Source organism: Nitrospirillum bahiense, from assembly GCF_007828025.1.
GTDB classification, from domain to species: Bacteria; Pseudomonadota; Alphaproteobacteria; order Azospirillales; family Azospirillaceae; genus Nitrospirillum; species Nitrospirillum amazonense.
On sequence record NZ_VITO01000010.1, the window covers coordinates 178,753 to 194,760 of the forward strand.

The 16,008-nt window shown below is 71.7% G+C and carries 11 protein-coding genes; 7 read left to right on the top strand and 4 right to left on the bottom strand.

Annotated elements, in window-relative coordinates:
• The first annotated feature begins 147 nt into the window (after window positions 1–147).
• Both FBZ88_RS16345 and FBZ88_RS16350 read left to right on the top strand, forming a co-directional pair.
• Window positions 148–735: a nucleotidyltransferase family protein gene (locus tag FBZ88_RS16345; RefSeq protein ID WP_145618277.1), complete on the top strand. Its 588-nt coding sequence runs from the start codon at window positions 148–150 to the stop codon at window positions 733–735.
• 122 nt (window positions 736–857) lie between these two features.
• On the top strand, window positions 858–2,066 hold the full coding sequence (locus FBZ88_RS16350) for an MFS transporter (RefSeq protein ID WP_145618278.1): 1,209 nt from the start codon (window positions 858–860) through the stop codon (window positions 2,064–2,066).
• A 3-nt stretch (window positions 2,067–2,069) separates the two neighbouring features.
• On the opposite strand, the gene FBZ88_RS16355 is transcribed toward FBZ88_RS16350, so the two are convergent.
• A complete protein-coding gene (locus tag FBZ88_RS16355) occupies window positions 2,070–2,975 on the bottom strand; it encodes a hypothetical protein (protein WP_145618279.1) in 906 nt (301 codons plus the stop codon).
• 126 nt (window positions 2,976–3,101) lie between these two features.
• On the opposite strand from FBZ88_RS16355, the gene FBZ88_RS16360 reads away from it, so the two are divergent.
• Both FBZ88_RS16360 and FBZ88_RS16365 read left to right on the top strand, forming a co-directional pair.
• Window positions 3,102–5,573 carry a tetratricopeptide repeat protein gene (locus FBZ88_RS16360; RefSeq protein WP_145618280.1) on the top strand — a complete coding sequence of 824 codons (2,472 nt, stop codon included), beginning with the start codon at window positions 3,102–3,104 and terminating at the stop codon, window positions 5,571–5,573.
• Window positions 5,574–5,817: 244 nt separating this feature from the next.
• Window positions 5,818–9,306: a ligand-binding sensor domain-containing diguanylate cyclase gene (locus FBZ88_RS16365; RefSeq protein ID WP_186464440.1), complete on the top strand. Its 3,489-nt coding sequence runs from the start codon at window positions 5,818–5,820 to the stop codon at window positions 9,304–9,306.
• 43 nt (window positions 9,307–9,349) lie between these two features.
• Here the strand turns inward: FBZ88_RS16365 and FBZ88_RS16370 are convergent, their stop codons facing one another.
• Window positions 9,350–11,236, bottom strand: a complete 1,887-nt coding sequence (locus FBZ88_RS16370) for a glycosyltransferase (RefSeq protein WP_145618282.1) — start codon at window positions 11,234–11,236, stop codon at window positions 9,350–9,352.
• Window positions 11,237–11,578: 342 nt separating this feature from the next.
• Between FBZ88_RS16370 and FBZ88_RS16375 the strand changes: the two genes are divergently transcribed.
• The 3 genes from FBZ88_RS16375 to FBZ88_RS16385 all read left to right on the top strand — a co-directional run bounded on the left by FBZ88_RS16375 (window position 11,579) and on the right by FBZ88_RS16385 (window position 14,488).
• The gene (locus FBZ88_RS16375; RefSeq protein ID WP_145618283.1) at window positions 11,579–12,535 is read left to right on the top strand and encodes a glycosyltransferase family protein; all 957 of its coding nucleotides are present in this window, start codon (window positions 11,579–11,581) and stop codon (window positions 12,533–12,535) included.
• Between the two features lie 68 nt (window positions 12,536–12,603).
• Window positions 12,604–14,082, top strand: coding sequence for a methyltransferase regulatory domain-containing protein (locus FBZ88_RS16380; RefSeq protein ID WP_145618284.1), 1,479 nt, complete (start codon window positions 12,604–12,606; stop codon window positions 14,080–14,082).
• A gap of 160 nt (window positions 14,083–14,242) precedes the next feature.
• On the top strand, window positions 14,243–14,488 hold the full coding sequence (locus FBZ88_RS16385; protein ID WP_145618285.1) for a hypothetical protein: 246 nt from the start codon (window positions 14,243–14,245) through the stop codon (window positions 14,486–14,488).
• A gap of 32 nt (window positions 14,489–14,520) precedes the next feature.
• Here FBZ88_RS16385 and adhP read toward each other — a convergent pair whose 3' ends face one another.
• Together adhP and FBZ88_RS16395 are read right to left on the bottom strand one after the other, a co-directional pair.
• Window positions 14,521–15,549 (bottom strand): alcohol dehydrogenase AdhP, encoded by a 1,029-nt coding sequence (adhP, locus tag FBZ88_RS16390; RefSeq protein ID WP_145618286.1) that lies wholly within the window; start codon window positions 15,547–15,549, stop codon window positions 14,521–14,523.
• A gap of 91 nt (window positions 15,550–15,640) precedes the next feature.
• Window positions 15,641–16,006, bottom strand: coding sequence for a chaperone modulator CbpM (locus tag FBZ88_RS16395; protein WP_145618287.1), 366 nt, complete (start codon window positions 16,004–16,006; stop codon window positions 15,641–15,643).
• Between the last annotated feature and the right edge of the window lie 2 nt (window positions 16,007–16,008).

Genomic DNA, 16,008 nt, shown 5'->3' on the forward strand with positions numbered 1-16,008 from the left:
TGCGTAGTTTGCATAAGTGCGACATTTTGGGGGTGTGACCTTTTGCAGTCTCACTCTCTATGAAGAAAGACATATATCTTTCAGGGGCCTCGCCGGCTAACCGGCGGGGCCCATTCTTTTTTTACGCGCGCAGGACAGGGCGACCCCATGCACCAGCTCACTTATGGCGATCGCCTGCAAGCCGTGATCCGGGACGATGCCTGGCGCATGCGGCTGCTGGCCCATGTCCGTGCCCTGGAGCTGCCGGATTGCTGGATTGGCGCAGGCTTCGTGCGCAACGCCGTGTGGGATCACCTGCACCGCCAACAGGCGATCCCCGAAACGGCGGGTGAGGCGCCCGACAGCGACGTGGACGTGGTATGGTTCGACGCCGCGCGCTCGTCCATCGCGGTGGATCGCGACCTGACCGACCGCTTGCTGGTCCTGGCGCCCGATGTCCCCTGGTCGGTGAAAAACCAGGCCCGCATGCACTGCCGCAACGGTGACGCACCCTATGCCGGTTGCGCCGACGCCCTGCGCCACTGGCCGGAAACGGCCACGGCCGTGGCAGTGCGCCTGACCCCGGAAGATGCGCTGGAGATCCTGGCGCCCTTTGGCCTGGATGACCTGTTCAGCCGCCTCATCCGCCCCACGCCCGCCTTCCGGGGCGCCAAGCGCGAAATTTTGCATCAGCGGGTGCGTGGGAAGCGCTGGCTGGAACGCTGGCCCCTGCTGCGGGTGATGGACGTGGACTGAAAAGGCAGCCGTCAAGCCCCCACCCGGGGCGCGGCTGGTTTTCGCAACTAACCGTTTCCTATTTGACGGAACCCCGGTACTGAAGACGGCCGCCCTTGTCCCCAGCACAGGTCCGCCGTCCCATGACCGTGTCATCCGAAACCACCCCCGGCCAAACCGCGTCGCGCGGCCTGTCCGCCGGGCTGACCGTGCTGTTCGCCATCACCTGCGGCGCCGTGGTCGCCAACATCTATTACGTCCAGCCGCTGCTGGCCGACATCGCCGCCAGTTTCCAGGTGGGTATGGGGTCGGCGGGCATGCTGGTGACGGTGACCCAGGTGGGCTATGCCCTGGGCTTGCTGCTGGTGGTGCCGTTGGGCGACACCCACAACCGCAAGCGCCTGATCCTGACCCTGCTGGCCCTGTGCATCGTCCTGCTGCTCGCCGCTGCGGCCAGCCCCGGCTTCCTAACCTTCGCCGCCGCCTCGCTGGGCGTGGGCGTGCTGTCCTGCGCCGCCCAAGTGGCGGTGCCCTTCGCCGCGTCCCTGGCGCCGGACCACAGCCGGGGCCGCACCGTGGGCACGGTCATGAGCGGCCTCATCCTGGGCATCCTGCTGGCCCGCACCATCGCCGGCGCCATCGCCCATTATGCCGGCTGGCGCGCCGTCTATATCGCCGCCGCCGTCGTGATGACGGTGCTGGGCGCCTTGTTGGCGCGCGCGCTGCCGGCCGACCCCGCCCGTCCCAGCATTCCCTACGGCCGGCTGATGGCCTCCGTCCTGCACCTGGCCCGCACGGACGCGGTACTGCGCTGGCGCTCGCTGATGGGGGCCCTGGGCTTCGCCGGTTTCAGCGTGCTGTGGACGGGCCTGACCTTCGTGCTCAGCGACGCGCCCTATCATTTCGACCAGGCCACCATCGGCCTGTTCGGTCTGGCGGGCTTGGCCGGCGCGCTGGCCGCCAGCCGGGCGGGCCGCCTGGCCGACAAGGGCCATGCCCACGCGGCCACCGGCCTGTTCGCCGCCGCCTGCTTGGCCGCCTGGGGTTTGATGGCCTTGACCCACTGGTCGTTGATCGCGCTGACCGCCGGCATCCTGCTGCTGGACATTGGCGTGCAGGGCCTGCAGATCACCAACCAGAGCGTCATCTACGCGGGCAATCATGGCGCCCGGGGCCGGGTCACCACGGTCTACCTCACGACCTATTTCGTGGGTGGCGCCTGCGGCTCGGCCGTGGCCAGCCTGGCATGGGACCTCGGCGGCTGGCTGGCCGTGTCGGCCACCGGCGCCGCCGTTGCCCTGGCGTTGCTGGGCTGCTGGCTGCTGGCCCACGCCCGCCGCCAGGAAGTGTGAGGCTCAAGGCCCGCTGACCACCAGCCGGTCGGCGCCGATGTGCCGGCGCAGCACGTCGGCCAGGGCCGTGGCCTGGACGGCGCGGAAAGGGTCATGGCCGGTCAGCACCAGGGCCACGTTGGCCGGCGTAATGTCCAGCACGGCGGCGATTGCCACCTGCAGCTTCAGCCGCCGCACCTCCGCCGCCAGGTTGTGCGACTGGCCTGGGTCGATATGCACCCCCTTCTCACCCGTGCGGAAAGCCAGCTGCACGGTGCCGGTGTCCGGTCGGGAGACCACGGGCGCACGGGCGAGCAAGGGGACGGCATCCACCCGCCCGCCCTCGCCGGCCGGTACATGTGCCGTGGAGAAGTCGGGCAGGTCGGGGCAGCCATCGGCCACCGCCCGCGCCAGGGCGCGCATATGCTCCAGCTGTGCCTGGCCGTCCTGGTCCAGCTTTTCCTCCAACCCTTCCATGCGCGCCAGCCAGCGCTCCAGGACATGGCGCGTGCCGAGGGCGCGGGGCGCGGTCGAGGCCGCCAGCTGGTCCATCAGCGTGGCGCTGGTCTCCAGCTCCAGCCGGGCCAAATGGCGTTCCAGCAGGGCCAGTTGCTCCATCGCCTCGGTGCGGCGCGGTTCTTCCAACGTGTCCACCTGGGTGCCGATGACGGCGACGAACGACAGGACCTCGCTGAACAAGGGCGACAGGCGGCGCAGGGTGGCATACGCCTCATCCACATGCGGTTCCGCCGCCAGGGTGCGGGCGCAATCGGCGCCCAGGGCGCGCACGGCCTCGTTCAGCTGGGCGATCTTCTGGCGGGTGGCGCGATAGCGGCGGGATTGGTCAGGGTCACGCCCCCGCCGACCCTCCTGGGAACGGCGCCGGACGTCGGGGATAGGGGCCGGCGTTGATGCCGTTTCCCTGGACATGCTTGTGCGGCCTGGCCTCTTTGGTCGAGACTGCGTCGACAATCGTTAGTTTACCATAAGCTTGTCCTCGCGCCAGCGGCGTGGGAATGGGGCTCTTTGGGGCATTTTGGGGAAAGGGGTGTCGCCGTGGCGACCATCGCTGAGGCGCTGCAGACCGCCTTGGATCATCATCAGGCGGGGCGCCTGGCCGAGGCGCGCATCCTTTATGGCCGGATCCTGGCCGTGGCGCCCGATACCCCCGACGCCCTTTACCTGTTGGGCGTGCTGGACGCGCAGGCCGGCCACTTCGACGCGGCGGCGGCCGGGCTGGAGCGGGCGCTGGCGCTGCGACCGGAGGCCGTGGCTTATCGCCTGACGCTGGCCAAGGCGCTGATGGCGTCCGGCCGGGCGGAGGCCGCCATCCCGCAGTTCCGCGCCGTCCTGGCCCAGCAGCCGGACCAGGCGGAGGCCTTGGCCGCGCTGGCGCGGCTGTTGGCCGGCGGGGGCGAGCCAGGCGGCAAGGATGAGGCGGCCGGCCTGTTCGAACGCGCCACCCGGCTGGCGCCGGCGGACGCGGCCCTGGCGCTGGACCAGGGGCGCTGCCTCCACGCCCTTGGGCGCCAGGACGCGGCGGCGGCCGCCTTGGCGCGCGCCCTGTCCCTGGCGACGGGGACGACCGCGGCTGGGGCCCACATCACGCTGGGCCGCGTGCGGGAGGCGCAGGGGCAGGAGGACGCGGCGCTGGCGGCCTACCAGGCCGGGCTGGCCGTCCCCGGGCTGTCGGCGCGCGATCCCCTGTTGGCGGCGCAGGGCCTGCAGGCGCAGGGCGCGCTGCTGCACAAGCGGGACCGGGCGCAGGACGCCGCCGCGGCCTATGAGGCGGCGCTGGCGCTGGCGCCGGATTTGCTGCCCGCCCGCTTCGGCCTGGGCCAGGTGCTGGCCGGTCTGGGCCGGCTGGAGGCCGCCGCCGATAGTTTCGAGGCGGTGCTGGGCCGCGATCCCAACAATCTGATGGCGCGTGAGGCGCTGTGGCAGCTACGTGAGCGGCAGGAACGGCCGGACCAGGCGCTGGACGCGCTCGATGGCGCCCTGGCGCTGGTGCCGGACCGCCCCGACCTGCTGTTCGCCCGTGCCCGCCTGCTGCATCAGGCCGAGCGGGATGGTGAAGCGGTATCCGCTTACGCAGCCCTCATGGCCACGGGCGACCTGGCGCCGGACCTGCGTGCGGCGGCGGCCAGCAACCGCGCCACCTTGCTGGTCACCCGGGGTGACATCGCGGCGGCGGCCGCCTTGCTGCCCGAGATCCAGGCCCTGGTTCCGGGCACCGGGGCGGCGGGGATGGAAGATTGCCACCGCCTGGCCCGCCTGCTGGCCGACATCGCACCCGTGACGGATCAGGCATGGGATGCCCTGGGCCGCCTGGTCGCCTGGGTCGCGACGGAATGGCGGGCGCGGGACTATTTCTGGAAAAGCGCCTACTACCTGGCGCTGGAGACCGGCAACCATCTGCTGGGCAAACCCGATGGCGCGGCGCGGCTGCCCCGGCTGGTCGAGGCTGTGACAGCGGCCGCCATGGGGCGTGACCCCTTGCTGGACCCCTGGTTCATCTTCCTGGACGGCTGCGTCGCCCTGCGTCTGGGGCACGAGCGGCGGGCGAAGGATTGTTTCGCCGGCTTGGAACAGGCCCTGCCCTTCGCGGCCCAGATTCCCCTGGGCGATGACTTCCAGCGTTGGACCGCCGCCGCCGAGCCGTTGCGCGCGGGCTTCGACGCCACGCTGGACTGGGGGCGGACGGCGCCGGGCGCCGCGGACGAGCCCGTGGTGCTGGTGGCGGCCGACAGCCGCTATGTCCGCCGCTTCCTGCCCTTCCTGGCGGCCTCCATCGCCGCCGTTGCCGCCAGCGCCCGCCTGCATGTCCATATCTGTGACCCGGCGACGGATGATGTCGCCTTCCTGGCGACAGCGGCCCCCGGCCTGCGCCTGGGATGGTCGACGGAGGCGCTGGATCCGGAACTGCACCATGAGACGCGCCTTACCTACCTGACCGCCGCGCGCTTCCTGCGCCTGCCTCAAATCCAGGACCGTTATGGCGCGCCGCTGGTGGTCGCCGACATCGATGCCGCTTTCCTGTCCGACCCCGCCCGCTTCGTCACCGCCCTGCCCGCCGGTCGACCGGTCGCGGCCACCTGGGGCCCCGCCAACCTGGCGGCCCCCTATGACGCGGTCGGTGGCGGCCTGGTGGTGGTCGGGCCGGGGGACATGGCCCGGGCCTTCGCCCGGGGCGTGGCCGACCTGCTGCTGTATCACTGGGACCGCTGCCGGAACGGGGGCCCGGTCCTGGGCTATTTCCTGGATCAGGTGGCCCTGGTGGCCGGTGTCCATTTCGTGCTGACACCCGATCGCCTGCTTCCCGTCCACCGGGCCGGGCGCGTCTATCGACTGGATGGCGGCCGGCTGGATGGCGGCGCGGGGCCGGCGATGTTCGTGCCCATCGTGCCCGAGAAAGCCCTGCCCGATATCGACGCGCGCCTGGACCAGGCGGTGGTGGCGCTGCGGGCGGGTGTGGGACGGCAGGCGCTGGAAGCGTTTTTCCAGATTCCACCGTTGGCGGACGCCTAACCTTTTGCGCCAGCCCCGCCACGCGCCGGTCCTGGCCTTCGCGCCGCGCTCCAGGCAAAAAATCGACAGGAATGCAGGGGCGAACGCCTGGTTGTCGAGGATTTGGTAATCATTTGGCGTTAACCATGGCTGCGGGTCGCCCGCCGCGGCGATTTCTTGTGAAGGGAATGCGGACCCGGTCATGATTGGGCGGCGCTTTTTGCGGGCGGGAGGCGCCCTGGCGTGGCGGTTGGGGGCCGGGCGGTTGGGCCTGGCGCTGCTGCTTGCCTGCGCCGCCGCGTCGGCCTTTGCCACCCAATCCCCCGGTTCCGCCGGCGCCCCTGATCCCTGGGCCCGCCTCTCCGGCCCCGAGTTCGACCATTTCCCCCCGGCCCTGCGCCTGCCCAGCGACGTGGTGACCAGCCTGGCGCAGACCCGCCATGGCGTGGTCTGGTTCGGTACCTTCGGCGGCCTGGTGCGGTTCGACGGCTATCGTACCCAGATATACCGGGGCGCGCCCGACACCAGTGCCGGCGAAGGCTCGCCGCCTGGCAAGCAGGCGGCCGGTGCGCCGCCGCCCTCTTATGTCCTGCCCGATGCCTATGTGCGCAGCCTGCTGTACATCGACGACGGCGGCCTGCTGATCGGCACGAACGCCGGCGGCCTGGTGCGCTTCGATATGGACGCGAACGGTTTCCGGGCCGTGCCCATCGCCCACCGCGCCACCGCCGCCCGCATCATGGCCCTGGGGCCGGCCCGCGACGGCGGCGCCTGGGTGCTGTCGGACCAGGGGCTGGACCATTACGACCCACGTACCGCCGCGGCATCGCCCGTGGCTGACGCGGGTGCCGGCGGCGTCAGCCCCCGTCTGTTCGCCGTGCTGGAGGACAGCCGGGGCACCTTGTGGCTGGGCGGCCATCCCGGGTTGTTCCGGCGCGGCGCGGGTGAGACGGCGTTCACCCGCGTGGCCGCCCCGGTGGACGACCCTATCCTGGCGCGGGCGCTGGCCGACGACGTCTGGGCCCTGTATGAGGACGGCCAGGGTCGCGTCTGGGTGGGTACGGGCGAGAATGGGGCGTTCGCCCTGGATACCACCACGGGCCGTCCCCTGACGATCAAGGGTCTCAGCGGTGCGGATAGCCTGGCAGCGCGCCACACCGTGCGTGCCTTCATCGAGCCGGAAGGGCCAGGCGGCCCCCTGTGGCTGGCCACCGATGGCGTCGGTATCCTGACGCTGGATGCCGACGACCGGGTGGGCATCCTGGCGCATTCCGAGATGGTGTCGACCTCGTTGGCTGGCGACGTGGTGCGCGCCTTCCTGCGCGACCGCAGCGGCAATGTCTGGGTAGGCACACAACGGGGCGCCGACCGGGTGGAGGCGGGGCAGCGTCTGGTTTCCACCGTGCAGGCCGCCCCGCCGGGCGGCGTCGGTCTGGCGGACGCCGACGTCCATGCCCTGACCACGGATGCGCGGGGGCGGGTGTGGCTGGGCCTCGGGCGTGGGCTGGTCGACGTGGTCGACCCCGCCGACGGCACCCTGCGCCACGTCGTCCTGCCGGGGGTGGACCAGGGCCGGGACATCTACAGCCTGGCGGTTCTGCCAGACGGGGCGGTGCTGGCGGGCGGGCGCGGTGTCACCCGCATCGATCCCGTCACCTTGGCCGGCACCTCGTCCTGGATACCGGCGCTGGACGGCGTGGTCGTCCTGTCCCTGGCGACGGCAGTCACGCCCGCTGGAACCACCGTGTTGCTGGGCGGCTATGACGGGCTGTACATCCGCCAGCCCGACGGCACCCTGACCCATCTGGTCCATGATCCGGCCGATGCGGAAAGCCTGCCCGCCGACCAGGTGAACAAGATCCTGGTGATGCCCCCCAGCGCGGATGCCCCCCAGGGCACGGTATGGCTGGCCACCTCCGGTGGTCTGGCGGTGGCCGACCTGGCGGATCTGCCGCGCCCGCGCTTCCACACGCTGCGGCGTGCGCCGCAGGCGGGCGCGATCGGCGGCCTGCCGCACAACGTGGTCAACGATGTCGTCGTGGATGGCGCCGGCAATCTGTGGGCCGGCACCTATGGCGGCGGCGTGGCCGTGCTGACGCCGGCGCAGATGCGGGACGCGCTGGCCGGGCGCCGGGGAATCGCCCCGCTGGTGGTGGATGAGACGCAGGGCCTGGCCAACAATGCCGTATCCGCGCTGGCGGTGGATGGCGACGGCGGCGTCTGGGCCGCCGCCGCGGCCAGCCTGGTGAAGTTCAACGGCCCCGGCTTCCCGCCCCGCGTTCTGGGCGCCCGTGACGGTGTCATCGTCCGCGCCTTCAACATCAAAGCGGCGACCCGAGGTGCCGGGGGTGAGGTGCTGTTCGGCGGCATGGGCGGCCTGACGGTCATGCGGCCCGGCATGCTCCGTCCATCCGTGCCCGTTGGCGTGCTGGCCGTCACCGCTTTGGACGTGAACCACAAGGCGCAGCCGCCGGGCCGCCTGCCCCCACCGGGCGGCACCCTGACCCTGGGCGCCGGTGTGAAGACCATCCGCCTGGCCCTGTCGCTGCTGGACTTCCGCGCCCCGCACGACACCCGCTACGCCTATTGCCTGGATGGGTTCGACGAGGATTGGGTGGAGGTGAACGGCGCCCAGCCCCAGGCCGTCTACACCAACCTGCCGCAGGGCGATTACACTTTCCGGGTGCGCGCCTGGACCGACCTGCCGGGCTTGGCCCTGTCCAACAGGCAGGAGGCGACGGCCGGGTTCGATCCTGATGCCGAACCAGTGGCGCAGCCCGGCCAGAACACAGCGGAGGTGCTGTCCATCCCGCCCATGGCTGAGCTGGCGTTTCACATCAGGGTCTTGCCCCATTGGTACGAACAAGCTTGGTTCCGGCTGCTGATGGTTTTCGGCCTGGTGGCGTTGATGGCCTGCGTGCTGGCGATCCGGACGGAGGCGCAGATGCGACGCGAACGGGCGCTGGGCCGCATCGTCGCCGCCCGCACCCGCGACCTGCGCGCCGCCAACACCAAGCTGGAACAACTGGCCAGCACCGATCCGCTGACCGGCGTCCTGAACCGGCGCCGCTTCTTCGAACTGGCGCGCCTGGAATGCGATCGCTCCCGCCGCTACGGCCGCGCCTTCTCCGTCATCCTGTTCGACCTCGACCACTTCAAGCGCATCAACGACACCTTCGGCCACCTCATGGGGGACGAGGTGCTGCGGGCGGCGGTGGCGGTGGCGGCCAAGGCCTGCCGCACCGTGGACCTGCTGGCCCGCTTTGGCGGGGAAGAGGTCATGATGCTGCTGCCCGAGACGGACATTGCCGGCGCGCGGGTGGTGGCGGAACGCATCCGCACCAGCCTGGCGGAGATGGAGGTCGCCTACGACGGGCAGGTGGCCCAGGTGACGGCCAGCCTGGGCGTGGCCCAGTGGCGCAGCCCTGACGAGACGCTGGAGGATTTGCTGGCGCGGGCGGACGGCGCCCTCTACCAGGCCAAGAAGGGCGGCCGCAACCGCACCGTGCTGGCCTATAACGAGGTGGAACGGGCGGCCCGCATGGGCTGGGCCATCGTCCCGTCCGGGGACCCTTCGGGAGATGAGGCCGCAGCGGCGATGGTGGCCGACACCCCGCCGCTGGAGCCGCTTGCCCGTCTTGCCGGTTTGGGCGATGCCGCGCTGGTAGATCCTTATGAACGCGAGACCTACGACCGGCCGGTATCCGGCCAGGACCAGGATGCGCCGCCCGAGCCCAAGGCGGCGTCCAGTTAGAGCCGAGTGCGTTTCTGGTTAAACGCACTCGGCTCTAAATCAACTACCTTACCACCGGCCCATGCACCAGGCCGGGCAGGGCCAGCCAGTCCTCCGGACCGTCCAGCGACAGACCGGGGTTCCAGGACCGGTCGTGGCCGATGGCGGCGCCCCAGCGTTCCAGGAAGGCCAGGCGCTCCTGCTCCACCCGTTCCCGCCGGTCGGACGCATAGGGTTCCAGCGCCGTCAGGACGGCGTGGGGCGTCCACAGCGTGGCGTAGCCTGCCTGTTCCAGGCGCAGGCAGATGTCCACGTCGTTGAAGGCGATGGGGAAGGTGTCGGCGTCGAAGCCGCCCACCGCCTCGAAGCAGCTGCGGCGGATGGCCATGCAGGCGCTGGCCACGGCGCTGACGCGGTGGGCGCACAGGCCGATGCCCAGGTCGCCCACGGTATCGCCCGGCCGGCCGGCGAAGCGCGATCCGGCCAGGCGGGCCGCACCCGGGCCGTTGCCCAGGCCCAGGACGATGCCGCCGTGCATGATGGTGCCGTTGGTCGACAGCACCTTGGGCCCCACGGCGCCGATATCGGGGCGCAGGGCCTGCGACACCAGCTCGCGCAGCCATTCGGGGTGCTGCGGTTCCATGTCGTCGTTCAGGAACACCAGCACCTCACCGGCGGCGGTGACGGCGGCGCGGTTCATCATGTCGGCGAAGTTGAAGGGGCCGCGATGGGGGATGACCCGGGCGCCCGGGCGGTCGCGCAGCGACTCCAGATAGGCCAGGGCCTCCGGGTCGCGGCTCTCGTGGTCCATGACCAGCAGTTCGAAGGCGGGATAGCGCGTCTCGCCCAGAATAGCCTCGACACAGGGACGCAGCAGGTCCACCCGGTCACGGGTGGGCATCAGCAGGCTGACCACGGGCTGGCGATCCGGCAGGGGCCAGATGACGCGCCGGGCGGTGTGGCCCTCGCCCTTGGGGTCCCTCTCCGTCACCGGTTCGGCCACCGCGCCCGGATGGTAGGTCGCCAGGAAGGACTGCAGGGCCGGCAGCCCGCCCACGGGCAGGGGCCGGCGGCGGCGCATCAGCACGCGCGGCATGTGGCGCACGTGCTCCCGCCCCGCCAGGTGCGTGGCCTCCAGCAGCAGGCGGTACCGATCCAGCTGGCCCGGCTGCTGGCCTACCGCCATGGCCCGGCGCGCCAGGGCGGTGCGCATCAACAGCAGCTGGCCGGGATAGACGCCGCTGGACCCATACAGCAGGTCGGGATCGAAGGCGGGCTTCAGCACCGGGCGCAGGGGGTGGCCCAGGCGGTCGGTCCATTCCTCGTCGGTGTAGAGGATCTGGGTGTCCGGGTTCTGCGCCATGGCCAGCACGCACAAGGCCAGGGCATGGCGGGGCAGCAGGTCGCCGGGCGACAGCAGGGCGACGGTATCGCCCTCCACCTGGCTCAGGACGGGCAGGCCGGGGCCCCGGCGCCTCACGCGCGGGTCGCGGAAATCGGTGGCGGTGTCGGCCGGCAGCCACAGGTCCCAATTGTCGTGGATCTGGCGGGTCAGGCTGTCGACCGTGCGGCGCACCGCGATGGCCCAGGCGGCGGGCTTCAGGCCGCTGTTCTCCGGCCCCAGCATGATCAGGCTGACGCGGGGTGGGGCGGGCAGGCGGGCCAGGGCCACGGATATCTCGCCGGCCTCGGTGCGGCGGGGGCCGTCGCGGCGCAGGGTCCAGGCGCGGTAGAACGACCGGGGCGCCAGCGACTGCCACAGGCGGCTGGCCACGTCGGCGAACTGGCCATGGGCCACCATGCGGCTCAACGCCCGGACCAGCGCCATGCCCGTGGGGCCGCGCAGGGGTTTTGTGGGCGGGGGTGGGGCCGCGTCTATGGCCGTGCCGGGCACGTGCATGCTGCCGGGGTGCGCGCCCAGGGGCGCCCCTTCCAGGTCATGCGCGGCCACCGCGTCTTGCGATCCCCTTGCCGGGGGGTGGTCCGGGTTCTTCTGATCCACGTGCCGGTTGCCCCGCCTCTTGGAAAACAGCTTCGGTTCCGTCGGCGCCCGCAGGCGCCCCGGTCCCCAGAAACAACAAAGCGCCAACCCCGCGCCCGGGTTCAACCCGGCACTGATCGGCGCTCCCCCAACCGGCCGGTTCCCCATCCCATCGGGGCCGCCCATGTCGTTATCAGGCGATTCATGGGGGACAGGCAGCCCCCGGGTCAAGCGGCAATGCGGGGTGCCTCCCTCCGGTGGCTGGCAGCTTAGAAGGGGTGTCGCCAAGGCCAAGGCCGGCTGCTATCCAAGATGGCCATGGACGCCCCGCCCCCTGCTCCCGCCGCCCCGTTTCCCGGCCGTATCGCGGCCCTGGTCGTGGCCTACCGGCCCGATGACGGCCTCGCCGCCTGCCTGGCCGCCGCCGCCGGCGCGGCCGACCGCGTCTTCCTGTTCCAACAGGACCGGGGCCGGGACGCCGGCGACGACGCGCGGGTCGACCACGCGGTGGCGGCGACGGGCGCGGTCCTGCTCACGGATCCGGACAATATCGGTCTGGCGGCCGCGCAGAACCGCCTGATGGATCAAGCCCTGGCGCAGGGGGCCGACTGGCTGCTGTTCCTGGACCAGGACAGTGTGCCGCGCCCCGGCCTGCGGGCCGCCTACGCTGATGCGCTGGTCGCCGCCCCGCCGGGCACCGGCTTGCTGGCCGCACGTAACGTGGAACCGGATGGCGGGCCCGACTCGCCCTGGGTGGTCAGCCCCGACGGCCGGCGCTGGACCGTGGTGCGTCGACTCGACGGTCCGCTGCTGCCCGACCTTCTGTTGGCCCCCGCGTCCGGCAGTCTGGTCAGCGCCCGGGCCGCGCGGGCCTGCGGCCCCCTGCGCGACGATTTCTTCATCGACTGGGTGGATGTGGAATACGCCCTGCGCCTGCGCCGTGCCGGTTTCCGCCTGGTGGCGGTGCGTGATGCCCTGGTGGACCACCGGCTGGGCGCCGTCACCCACGTCCAGGCGGGCGGCCGGGCGCTGGCGATCACCCATCACGCCGCCCGCCGCCGCTGGTTCCAGGCGCGCAACGCGCTGTGGACCTGGCGGCTGCACCGGCGTGCCGTGCCGGCGCTGACCGGCTGGACCCTGCGCATCCTCGCCTCCACCGCCGTCAAGATCGCGGTGATGGAGCGCGACCGCCTGCCCAAGCTGGCGGCCTTCGCCAGCGGGCTGTGGTCTGGGCTGTGGCATGGGCTGGGTCGGCGTCCGCACCCCTAAAGCCGGGCTTGCCGCCGCCAGGGCCGCGCCGTATCAGTCGTGTTTCAGGCGCTGAGAGTTTCCTTCGCATGACCACCGACTGGACCCGGGGCTACGCCTCCGACATCGACTATACCCGGGGCTGGTACCGGGAGCTGTCGCCCCTGTGGCTGGACACCGCGCTGGTGCTGGCGGGTGTGGCGCCGCCCCAACCGGGGGAGCGTGGCCCGGTGTGGCTGGAGCTGGGCTGCGGCCACGGCCTCTCGGCCCTGGCCTTGGCCGCAGCCCGGCCGGACATGACGGTCATCGCCGTCGACTTCAACCCTACCCACATCCACGGCGCCCAGCGCCTGGCCCAGGCCGCGGGCCTGGCCAACATCCGCCTGATCGAGGCCGACTTCGCCGAGTTGGTGGCCGATGGGTCCAACGACGCGACCGGCCTGCTGCCGCCTCTGGACTACGTGGCCCTCCACGGCGTCTACACCTGGGTGGGGGATGAGAGCCGGCGGCATATCGCCCGCCTCATCGCCCGGCGGCTGAAGCCCGGCGGCGCGGCCTATCTCAGCTACAACTGCCTGCCGGGCTGGGCGGCGGCCATGCCGGTGCAGTTCCTGCTGAACGCCTACGGTCAGGCGCTGCCCGGCCCCAAGGCCGCCGCCGGCGACCAGGCGCGCGACCTGCTGCTGCACCTGCTGAACCAGGGGGCCGGCTATTTCAATGGCAACGCCGCCGCCAGCGCCCGGGCGGACCGCCTGCGCGGCGCCACCGCGCCCTATCTGGTGCACGAATACATGCACAGCGGCTGGCAGCCGGCCTACCATGCCCAGGTGGCAGACGACCTGGAGGCGGCCAAGCTCAGCTACGCCGGCAGCGCCGCCTGGGTCGAGAACTTCCCCGACCTGATGATGACCCGGGCGCAGCAGGACATGGCGGCGTCCGCCCCCACCCGTGCCCTGGCCGAAACGGTGAAGGACTACGTCACCAACCAGCCGCTGCGCCGCGACATCTTCGTGCGCGGACCGCTGGCCCTGGACGCCCGCCAGCGCGTGGCCCGCCTGGGCGCCCTGCGCCTGGTGGCCCTGGGCGAGCCCGGCGCCGCCCTGCCGGACTTCACCCTGCCCTTGGGCCCGCCCGATCCGGAGGTCTCGCGCCTGTTCCACCCGGTGCTGGCGGTGCTGGCCGGCGGGCCCGCCACCCTGGCGGACCTGGTGGAGCATCTGGCCCGCACGGTGCCGGATTGGGGCCCCGACAGCGCCGGCTGGCTGCTGCGGGCCCTGGCCATCCTGGTGGCGGGCGATGTGCTGGCACCTTGCCTGGCCGACGCCCAGATCCAGGCGGCCCTGCCCGGCGTGCGCCGCCTGAACCAGGCCCTGCTGGCTGACAGCCTGGTGACCGGTGCCACTTTGGATCCCGAGATCCGCCTGCCGGAACGCCTGGCCTCCGCCGTCACCGGCGGCGGCGTCATGGCCTCGGTGGAGGAGATGGGCGCGCTCGCCGCCCATTGGGCGGGCGAGGTGGTGATGCCGCCCGACGCCCTGTCCCGCCTGGCGCGGCTGGGCGTGCTATGACGGCGATGATCAGCCGCTTTGACGCCCCTAGCGGCGCATGCCGCTTTGACGCCCGGGTTGCGGCGGCTTAATCTCCGCCGCCTGATCTATTGTCCCAAGACGACCCATCCATGACTCACGCCCCTTTCTCCCAGCCTGTCACCGCCGTGCGGAGCCGTTGATGCTGGCGAAGCTGGTGGTCCTGGTCGGGCTGGTCGTCCTGGTGTGGAAAGCCTATCAGTGGGGCGCCTTGGCCCAACGGCGCAAGATGGCCGGCGGGGCGCCCGCCGCGCGGGCGGCGGGTGCCAGGGCCCCCCGGGCGCCGGAACCCGCCGCCGAGGATTTGCACGCCTGCGCCATCTGTGGCGCCTACGTCGCGCGCGGCTCCACCCCCTGCGGCAAGCCGGAGTGCCCGCAGCGGCGCTGACGGATGGCGCCAGCGCCGCCGGACATTCACGCCTACAGCGTTACCACCACGCGGCCGTTGACCGTGCCGGCGCGCAGGCGATCGAAGATGGTGTTGATGGCGTCCAGAGGCTGGACCTCCACCTCCGCCTTCACCTTGCCCTCGCCGGCGAAGGCCAGGGCCTCGGCCAGGTCGGCGCGGGTACCGACGATGCTGCCGCGCACGGTGATGCGGTTCAGCACGACGTCGAAGATGGGCAGGCCGAATTCGCCGGGTGGCAGGCCGATCAGGGCCACGGTGCCGTGGCGGCGGCTCATGCCCACGGCCTGGGTGAAGGCGGGGCGGGAGACGGCGGTGACCAGCACGCCATGGGCGCCGCCGATGTCGCTGTGCAGGCGCTTGGCCGGGTCCTCCGTGCGGGCGTTCACCGTCAGGTCGGCGCCCAGCTTCCGGGCCAGTTCCAGCTTGTCGTCGGCGACGTCGATGGCGGCCACGTGCAGGCCCATGGCCTTGGCATACTGCACGGCCACGTGGCCCAGACCGCCGATGCCGGAGATGGCGACCCACTGGCCGGGCCGCGCCTCCGTCTCTTTCAGGCCCTTATAGACGGTGACGCCGGCGCACAGGATGGGGGCGATCTCCTCGAAGCCCACGTTGTCCGGCAGGTGGCCGACGAAGTTCGGGTCGGCCAGCACATAGTCGGCATAGCCGCCGTTGACGGAATAGCCGGTGTTCTGCTGGGCGGTGCACAGCGTCTCCCACCCGGTCAGGCAATGCTCGCAATGGCCGCAGGCGGTGTAGAGCCAGGGCACGCCCACGCGGTCGCCTTCCTTTACATTGGTGACACCGGCGCCCACGGCGGCGACGTACCCCACGCCCTCGTGACCGGGAATGAAGGGCGGCTGCGGCTTTACCGGCCAGTCACCGTCGGCGGCGTGCAGGTCGGTGTGGCAGACGCCGCTGGCCTGGATGCGCACCAGAATCTGGCCCGGGCCCACTTCCGGCACCGCGACCTCGCGGATGTCCAGGGGCTTACCCAGGGTGTGGACGACGGCGGCCTTCATGGTCCGGGGCAAAGACATGCGAAACGGTCCTTCCTGTCGGGGCAAACGGCGGTGGCCGTTCGTTCGCCGACAGAAGATACCGGCGGGCTGCCGGCAGCCTTGAGATGGGTCAAGGACCGGACGGATCTACCTCTTCCGTGACGGCCAGCACCGTTTGGCGCACCTCGGGCGGCAGACGGTCCAGCACGCCGGCCACGCCGCGCAGGGCGGCGCGCAGGCTGTAGACCTGGTCGATCAGCGACAGCACCAGGGGCAGGGTGTCGTCTGCCACGCCCATGTCGTGGCGCAAATCGCGGATCAGGCCCACGCGGGCGACATCCACGGGGTGGAACCGCCAGTCGGCGGCATGCTCCGGCGTCGGGGGGCCGTCGGGCCGCACCCAGCCTTGCGTCACCCACCAGTGGATGTCCTGCTCGCCCACCTCGGGGAAACGGGCGCACACGGCCTTCAGCGTCAATAGGGTCAGCGTGCCCATGG